We start from the raw sequence: 502 nt of genomic DNA on the forward strand, positions 1-502 counted from the left end.
GTCCAGGACGAGGGGCGGGAAGGCGCCGGGGACGGCGGCCGAGGCGGCCACGGCGAGGCTCAGCCGCAGCCCGGTGCCGGTCGTCGGGGCCAGCCCGGTCGTGTAGTCGCCCAGCACGTCGCGTTCGAAGGTGAACCGGACCCCGGTGGTCAGGTTGGCCGCGTTGACGATCCAGCGGACCTCCGGGTCCAGGTCCTCCAGTTCGATGCCGGCGAAGAACCACTCGTCCAGACGCCGGGCCAGCAGCTCGGTGCGGGTGGCCGGGCCCAGGGTGCGCCACGCGCCGCGGATCAGGGCCCGCTTCAGCGAGCGGGAGGAGACGCGTTCGACGACGGGGTCCACGACGAGTTCGTCGACGGCCTCCGCGGTCAGGCCGCGCGAGCGCAGCGCCGGCCAGGCGGTGGCGAGGACGCCGTTGGCGATGGATCCGCCGGACACGGAGGAGGCGTGGCGGAGGCCGTGCAGCAGTCCCGCGTCGGCGAGCAGGCGTACGAAGCCGAGG

1 protein-coding gene is annotated in these 502 nt (G+C 74.7%); it reads right to left on the bottom strand.

What is annotated here, in order from left to right; all coding sequences use genetic code 11:
* Positions 1–502, bottom strand: a 502-nt coding sequence (locus GUY61_RS38865; RefSeq protein WP_208107009.1) for a patatin-like phospholipase family protein, incomplete at both ends; no start/stop codon positions are given.

Origin of the sequence: Streptomyces sp. GC420 (assembly GCF_009916105.1) — a bacterium.
In the GTDB taxonomy this organism is placed as follows: Bacteria; Actinomycetota; Actinomycetes; order Streptomycetales; family Streptomycetaceae; genus Streptomyces.